The sequence below is a fragment of the Mesorhizobium sp. M7A.F.Ca.AU.001.01.1.1 genome (assembly GCF_004022735.1).
Taxonomy (GTDB): domain Bacteria; phylum Pseudomonadota; class Alphaproteobacteria; order Rhizobiales; family Rhizobiaceae; genus Mesorhizobium; species Mesorhizobium ciceri.
Window position 1 is genome coordinate 1 of record NZ_RZPF01000303.1, and the last position, 7220, is coordinate 7220.

6 protein-coding genes, 1 pseudogene and 1 riboswitch are annotated in these 7220 nt (G+C 63.4%); of the genes and pseudogenes, 2 read left to right on the plus strand and 5 right to left on the minus strand.

Annotation, left to right across the window (positions count from 1 at the left end; genetic code table 11):
• Positions 1-51 precede the first annotated feature (51 nt).
• On the minus strand, positions 52-1407 hold the full coding sequence (locus tag EN884_RS19070) for a glutamine synthetase family protein (RefSeq protein WP_063167602.1): 1356 nt from the start codon (positions 1405-1407) through the stop codon (positions 52-54).
• A gap of 483 nt (positions 1408-1890) precedes the next feature.
• Here EN884_RS19070 and ftsZ point away from each other — a divergent pair, with 483 nt between their 5' ends.
• Positions 1891-2925, plus strand: coding sequence for a cell division protein FtsZ (ftsZ, locus tag EN884_RS19075; protein WP_063167603.1), 1035 nt, complete (start codon positions 1891-1893; stop codon positions 2923-2925).
• A 57-nt stretch (positions 2926-2982) separates the two neighbouring features.
• Here ftsZ and fba read toward each other — a convergent pair whose 3' ends face one another.
• The 3 genes from fba to EN884_RS19090 all read right to left on the minus strand — a co-directional run bounded on the left by fba (position 2983) and on the right by EN884_RS19090 (position 6213).
• Positions 2983-4047 carry a class II fructose-bisphosphate aldolase gene (fba, locus tag EN884_RS19080; protein WP_013532928.1) on the minus strand — a complete coding sequence of 355 codons (1065 nt, stop codon included), beginning with the start codon at positions 4045-4047 and terminating at the stop codon, positions 2983-2985.
• A gap of 164 nt (positions 4048-4211) precedes the next feature.
• The gene (locus EN884_RS19085) at positions 4212-4685 is read right to left on the minus strand and encodes a 6,7-dimethyl-8-ribityllumazine synthase (RefSeq protein ID WP_063167604.1); all 474 of its coding nucleotides are present in this window, start codon (positions 4683-4685) and stop codon (positions 4212-4214) included.
• A 77-nt stretch (positions 4686-4762) separates the two neighbouring features.
• Positions 4763-4977, minus strand: a riboswitch (FMN riboswitch).
• A 66-nt stretch (positions 4978-5043) separates the two neighbouring features.
• Positions 5044-6213: an MFS transporter gene (locus tag EN884_RS19090; RefSeq protein WP_063167605.1), complete on the minus strand. Its 1170-nt coding sequence runs from the start codon at positions 6211-6213 to the stop codon at positions 5044-5046.
• A gap of 49 nt (positions 6214-6262) precedes the next feature.
• On the opposite strand from EN884_RS19090, the gene EN884_RS19095 reads away from it, so the two are divergent.
• Entirely contained in the window at positions 6263-6802 is a 540-nt protein-coding gene (locus tag EN884_RS19095) for an Lrp/AsnC family transcriptional regulator (RefSeq protein ID WP_013532925.1), read from the plus strand.
• 10 nt (positions 6803-6812) lie between these two features.
• On the opposite strand, the pseudogene EN884_RS19100 reads toward EN884_RS19095, so the two are convergent.
• Positions 6813-7220: pseudogene (locus EN884_RS19100) on the minus strand (S-methyl-5-thioribose-1-phosphate isomerase); the annotation flags it as partial.

The following is a 7220-nucleotide window of genomic DNA, read 5'->3' on the forward strand; positions in this document are numbered from 1 at the left end:
GGACATGATTGGCCGATGCGCGGCAGCTTGGCCGTACTGGCGTAACCCGATCTAGACGCTCTCGAGGTATGTCTCGATCTCGAAATCGCTGACATTGAGCGCGAACGTGTTCAGCTCCTGGCGTTTGCAGGCCACAAAGGAGTCGCGCAGGATGGCTGGAAAAATCTCCGCCACATGCGTCCCGCTCTCGAAGGCGGCGATCGCGGATGCCCAGTCCGGCGGCAGCTTTGCCGGCGGAAGTCCCTGGCCGTCTGTGCCGATCGGATCACCTGGCGACAACTGTCTTTCGATGCCGGTCAGCGCGGCGCCCAATATGGCCGCGAGCACCAGATAGGGGTTGGCGTCGGCTCCCGATACGCGGTGCTCGATACGGCGAGCAGCGGTCGGCCCGCCCGGAATGCGGATCGCGACCATGCGATTCTCATAGCCCCAGGCGACCGCGGTTGGCGCATAGGATCTTGGGCGCAGCCTGCGGTACGAATTGAAGTGCGGCGCGAATACCAGCGTGCTCTCGGCCATTGCCGCAAGCAGGCCACCGACTGCATGGCGCATGGTCTCCGAGCCCTGGTCGGTGCCGTCGTCGAAGACGTTGCGCTCTTCACCGTCGACCAGGCTGAAATGAACGTGAAAGCCGTTGCCCGCCCGGTCGCCATAGGGCTTGGCCATGAAGCAGGCGGCAAAGCCGTGCTTGCGGGCAATGCCCTTCACCGTGCGCTTGAACAGCACCGCATCGTCAGCCGCCCGCAACGCGTCCGCGACATGGTTCAGATTGATCTCGAACTGACCGACGCCGTTTTCGGCGATGGCCGTGTCGACGGGAATGCCTTGCGTCCGGCAAGCCTCGTAGACGTCATGGATGAAGGATTCGAAATCGTCGATTTCGTCGATCGACAGCGCCGCGTCGGAATCGAGCCGGCGTCCGGTCACCGGCGAGACAGGGCCGACCGGCCGCTGCGATTGCGGATCGACGAGGTAGAATTCGAGTTCCGTTGCCGCGACCGGGGTCAGGCCCAGGGCCTTGTAGCGATCGAGGATGCGGGCCAGCGCCCGTCGCGGGTCGCCGAGATAGGGCGCGCCGCTTTCGTCGGCAAGCCACAGCGGGACAAGTGCCGTCGGATGCGCCGTCCAGGCCACCGGCAGAATGCCGCGCCCGGTCCATTGGCACAGTCCATCGGCATCGCCGGTCGAGAAAACCAGGCTGTTGCCTTCGATGTCTTCGCCCCAGACATCCAGTCCGATCAGCGAAAAAGGCATGCGCAGCTTGCCTTCCAGCGCCTTTCTTGCCTGCTCGACGGGAATGCGCTTGCCGCGCATGATACCGTTGAGGTCGCACACCGCCGCCCTGAGGCTCTGGATGTCGGTTCTGCTTTCAAGCCAGTTCAAAACGTCCGCAATTGCATCGCTCAATTTAAAACCTCTGGTTTTCGAAGGTGCCGCAGCCTGACCGGCCGCACGTCCCTGGTAAAAATAGCTGGTGAGTTTTAGGAAAACAGACGTGGCTGTCGCCAAGCGCTTTTCCTTATTTTTTCAAGTCACTAGCTGGTATGTCGGGAGGCATTTCAAAACCAATTGCGCGATCTGCGATCGCAACATAGAGGTTGGAGGGCGGAATGCCAAGCACGAGACGGTAAACCAGCGCGCAGCCGCTATCGGCGGGAGCGGCGAGTTCGCTGCGGTAAGATCTGGCGCACGCAGCGCCCGAGCCACGCTGTGCAAAACGGTCATCACAAATCTTGACCTCGCATGCACTTGCACCTCTGGCCGCTGTCTGGCTTTTTGGGGTACCCATCGCAACGGACTGATTCGCGTCATGCCGCTCGATTGCAATATGCCCAAGGCAGTCTGCGGGTGGGTCGTGAAGCGCGCGCAATTGACGAAGGAGAAACAGGCATGGCCGAGTTCAAGAAGCCCGAAATCTCCGAGATGAGACCCAAGATCACCGTTATCGGCGTCGGCGGCGGCGGCAATGCCGTCAACAACATGATCGCCGAGCAGCTTCAGGGTACCGAATTCATCGCCGCCAACACCGACGCGCAGGCGCTGACTATGTCCAAGGCGACGCGGCTGATCCAGCTTGGCGCTCATGTCACCGAAGGGCTGGGCGCCGGATCGCTTCCCGAGATCGGTCGCGCCGCGGCCGAGGAATCGCTCGACGAGATCATGGATCATCTGGCCGGCACGCATATGTGTTTCGTCACCGCCGGAATGGGCGGCGGCACGGGAACCGGTGCGGCTCCAATCATCGCCCAGGCGGCGCGCAAAGCCGGCATCCTGACGGTTGGCGTCGTCACGAAGCCGTTCACCTTTGAAGGCCGGCGCCGCATGCAGATGGCCGAAGAAGGCATCGAGCGGCTGCGCGAGAGCGCCGACACGGTGATCGTCATCCCGAACCAGAACCTGTTCAGGATCGCCGATGCCAAGACCACCTTCGCCGATGCGTTCGTCATTGCCGACCGGGTGCTCTATGCCGGCGTCAGCTGCATCACCGACCTCATCGTCAAGGAAGGCCTGATCAATCTCGACTTCGCCGATGTCAAATCCGTGATGCGCGACATGGGCCGCGCCATGATGGGCACCGGTGAGGCTTCCGGTGAAGGCCGCGCGATGAAGGCGGCCGAAGCCGCGATCGCCAACCCGCTGCTCGACGAAGTGTCGATGAAAGGCGCCAAGGGCGTGCTGGTCTCGATATCGGGCGGCAGGGACATGACCCTGTTTGAAGTCGACGAGGCCGCCACCCGCATTCGCGAAGAGGTCTACGAGGATGCCGACATCATCGTTGGCGCCATCTTCGACAAGGGCATGGAAGGCCGCTTCAGGGTCTCGGTCGTGGCGACGGGCCTCGACCGTGCTTTTGGCGCCGAGGATGCCGACGCCGGCATCGCGCGCGACCACGCCGGTCAGCCGCCGGCGCGCACGCTTCAATAGCGTTCGGTAAACGGGCAGGGCGCTGCCGCGCTCCTGCCCTCGATACCAGCGTTCAGCTCAGCCGAACTTCGGGTCCAGACTGCCCGACTTGTAGCGCTTGGCCATTTCGGCGACCGGCAGCGGCTTGATCTTCTGCGCGTTGCCGGCGGTGCCGAACTGTTCGAAGCGCTCCTTGCAGAGCTTGCGCATGGCGGCCATGGCCGGTGTCAGATACTTGCGCGGGTCGAACTCGCTCGGGTTCTCGGTCAGCACCTTGCGGATCGCGCCGGTCAGCGCCATGCGGTTGTCGGTGTCGATGTTGATCTTGCGCACGCCGTGCTTGATGCCGCGCTGGATCTCCTCGACCGGCACGCCCCAGGTCGGCTTCATCTGGCCGCCATATTTGTTGATGATCTCCTGCAGATCCTCGGGCACCGAGGACGAGCCGTGCATGACCAGGTGCATGTTCGGCAGGCGGCGATGGATCTCCTCGATGACGTTCATGGCCAGCACCGCGCCGTCCGGCTTGCGCGAGAATTTGTAGGCGCCATGGCTGGTGCCCATGGCCACCGCCAGCGCATCGACATGGGTGTCCTTGACGAACTCGACCGCCTGTTCGGGATCGGTCAAAAGCTGGTCGTGGCTGATCGCGCCTTCGACGCCGTGGCCGTCTTCCTGCTCGCCGCCGCCGCTCTCGAGCGAGCCGAGCACGCCGATCTCGCCTTCGACGGACACGCCGCCCCAATGCGCCATGTCGACGACGCGCTTGGTGATGCCGGAATTGTAGGCGTAGTCGGCCGGCGTCTTGCCGTCTTCCTTCAGCGATCCGTCCATCATGACGGAGGTGAAGCCGTACTGGATCGCGGTGACGCAGGTGGCTTCGTTGTTGCCATGGTCGAGATGCATGCAGACCGGAATGTCGGGATGGATTTCGACCAGCGCGTCGATCAGCTTGGCCAGCACCACGTCATTGGCATAGGCGCGCGCGCCGCGGCTAGCCTGCAGGATGACCGGCGACTTGGTCTCCTCGGCGGCCTCCATGATGGCGAGGCCCTGTTCCATGTTGTTCATGTTGAAAGCGGGCACGCCATAGCCGTATTCGGCGGCGTGGTCGAGCAATTGTCTCAGTGTTATGCGAGCCACCCAATAGTCTCCCGTATCTGGTTTCAAGCGCAACGTCGCGGGCCGGCCGGTTTGCCGGTCGGCCCTTGATGCTTCTGGCGGGATTTCAAGGGAACCGCAACCTTCGGAGCGCTTCTCGATCGCAATTCTTGTTGCAGGGTTGAAATCCGGCCAGTTTGACGACCTCAGGCCGCGATCAGGTCCCGCGCCGCCAGGAGTTGCACGCAGGCGTTCGCCGCTTCCTTGCCCTTGACAGTGAAGTGCTCGAAGAAGAAGCGGTGGTGCTCGGCGCTGTCGTGGTAGTTGTGCGGGGTGAGCACCGCCGACAGCACCGGCACGCCGGTCGACAGCTGCACGTTCATCATGCCGTCGATGACAGCACTTGCGACGAACTCATGCCGGTAGATGCCGCCATTGACCACAAAGGCTGTGCCGAGGATCGCGGCATAACGGCCGGTCCCGGCCAGGGTCTTGGCATGCAGGGGAATTTCATAGGCGCCGGGCACGTCGAAGATGTCGACGGTGAAGCGCTCGTCTCCCAGAGAGGCCAGTTCAGCTTCGAAGGCCTGTACGCACTGGTCGACGATGTCGGCATGCCAGCGCGCGCGGATAACGGCGATGCGGGTCGTTTCATAGTCTTTATGGGAATGCTGATTCATGGGTCCATCCTTCCGTTTCGAACCAGAATCAGGACGCACGATACGGATTAAGCCCGCAAAAAGCGGGCCGGCTTCCGTTTCGTCCTCTTCCATCCGGACTGTAACCGTCGGCTCCGGAATCACACCGGATCTGCTGACCTTTCCACTAGAGCGCCACGCGTCCCTTGGACGCGTAAAGGACGCTCTAGCACTTAAGAATCCACGCATTGATGCGTGGACCGGAAAGCGCTCGCGGGCTTGGGTAGAAACCCTTACCGCCGGTGGGGACTTTCACCCCGCCCTGAGAACATTAACGGCTTTGTATGAAAGGGCAGGACGCTGCTGTCAACCGTGAGAAGGTTGGGCCAAGCACGTTCGACTACCGCGTGCGCCACGCCGCCGCCGATGCGGCGATCAGCATGAGCAGTGCTGCAACCATCACGCAGACAGCAAAGCCGAAGTTGGAATAAAGCGGCCCGAAGCTGGTGGTGCCGACAAAGACCGCGAGGTAAGTCACCGCACTGTTCAGCCCCATGATCGTGCCGCGCCGCGACGGATCGAGCGCCGACAGGCGCATCACCAGGACGTTCAGGCCGAAATGATTGGCCAGTCCCCAGATTGCCACCATGGTCAAGGTCAGCCCGAAACTGTCGCTCGTCGCCGCCATCGCGACGTAGACGACGGCGACAAGAAGATAGGCAAACGGCATGACGCGCCGCGCACCCAGTCTGTCGATGACGCCGTCGAGCAGAGCAGCGGTGCCGAAGCCTATGCCGTAGGCAAGCGCCGCCAGGCCATTGGCACTCACCGGCTGTCCAAGCCCGACATGAAGATGGTCGCCGAGATAGCCATAGACGCCGTAGAACGAAGTCATGAAGGCCGCGCACGCGACCAGCAGCGGCAGGATTCCGGGAATGCCGAGCGCTTCCAGCGGGGCGGGCGCCGGTCCGGCCTTCCTGGTGTCGCTGAGCGACGTCACTGTCAGTCCCATCCATGCAAGGGCCGCAAGCACCGCGACCGCCACGAAAACGGCGCGCCAATGCACAAGATCGGCAAGCACGGCCGACAGCGAGACGCCGGCGACCATGCTGAGCGTCCATCCGGTCAGCACGACGCCGATCGTGCCGCTCTCCCTGCCCGGTGGGGCGATGGCCGCCGCGCTGGCATAGATCGCCGGCATGGCGACGCCGGCGGCGATGCCGGCCAGCAGCTGTGCGGCGACCAGCATGATCACCGTGGGTGCCGCGGCGCTGGCGACCAGCGCCAGTGCCAACAGCAGCAGTGCGCCCTGCAGCATTCTGCGAGCACCGAGCCGGTCGATGTAGCGCGCCAGGAACAGCGCGCTGGCAGAGGTGCCGAGGCCGAACGCGGCCGCCGCAATCATCACGGCCGGCACGCTGGTCCCGAACGACGAGGCGACAGCCGGTGCAATCGGACCCAGCACCAGCGAGTTCGAGCCGATGACCGCGATGCAGCCCGTCAACAGATAGGCAAGCGCCGGGATCGGGGCTCGGGCAGTCAATGGTGCAAGTTGATCAATGTTCGACATATCGGCATAATGGCCGTATTCTATTCAGCGGAGAACCAGGAATTTCGCCATGGATGAAGAAACAGATGGCATTCTGCAGAACAGGCCGGCGGCCCGCGATCTCGACGCGATAGACCGAAGAATATTAGGTGTCCTGGTCGATGATGCCACGATCAGCTACGCCGAACTCGGCGATCGCGTCGGCTTGTCGCCACCGGCAGCGCATGAGCGGGTCAAACGGCTCCGGCGCAGCGGCGCCATCCGCAACACGGTCACCATCATCGATCCCCGGGCGGTGAAAAAGCCTTTGCTCGCCTTTGTCCATATCGACACCAGGGGCTGGGGAAAGACGCCGGAACTGATGGCGGTCTCGCAATATCCCGAAGTGGAGGAAATCCATACCGTCGCCGGCGACACCTGCATGCTGCTGAAGGTCCGCACCGAAGACACCAGGGCCCTCGAAGGCCTTTTGGCGCGCCTCTACGAAACGCCGGGCGTCACCTCGACGCGCAGCTATGTGGTGCTCTCGACCTATCTGGAGCGGCCGGTGCAGCCGGGTATCACCGAGACTTGGCCGACACCCAAGCACATGGCCGAGCCTCTGTACTAGAAGCGAGCGGCTACGCCCGCTCGGGAAACATCTGCTTCAGGCCCTCGCGCGAGGCCTTGGCGACACCGCGCTCGGTGATCAGGCCGGTCACCAGCCGCGCCGGCGCCACGTCGAAGGCCGGGTGGGCCGCCGGCGCCGGCTCAGGCGAAATGCGCACCTGGGCAATCTCGCCGGCGGCGGTCTTGCCCCAGACCAGCGAGACCTCGTCGGCCGAGCGTTGCTCGATCGGGATTTCGGCCAGTCCGTCATGCACCGTCCAGTCGATGGTCGGCGACGGCAGCGCGACATAGAACGGCACGTCGTTGTCGGCGGCGGCGAGCGCCTTGAGATAGGTGCCGATCTTGTTGCAGACGTCGCCGTCGGCGGTGGTGCGGTCGGTACCGACGATGATCATGTCGATTGCGCCGCGCTGCATCAG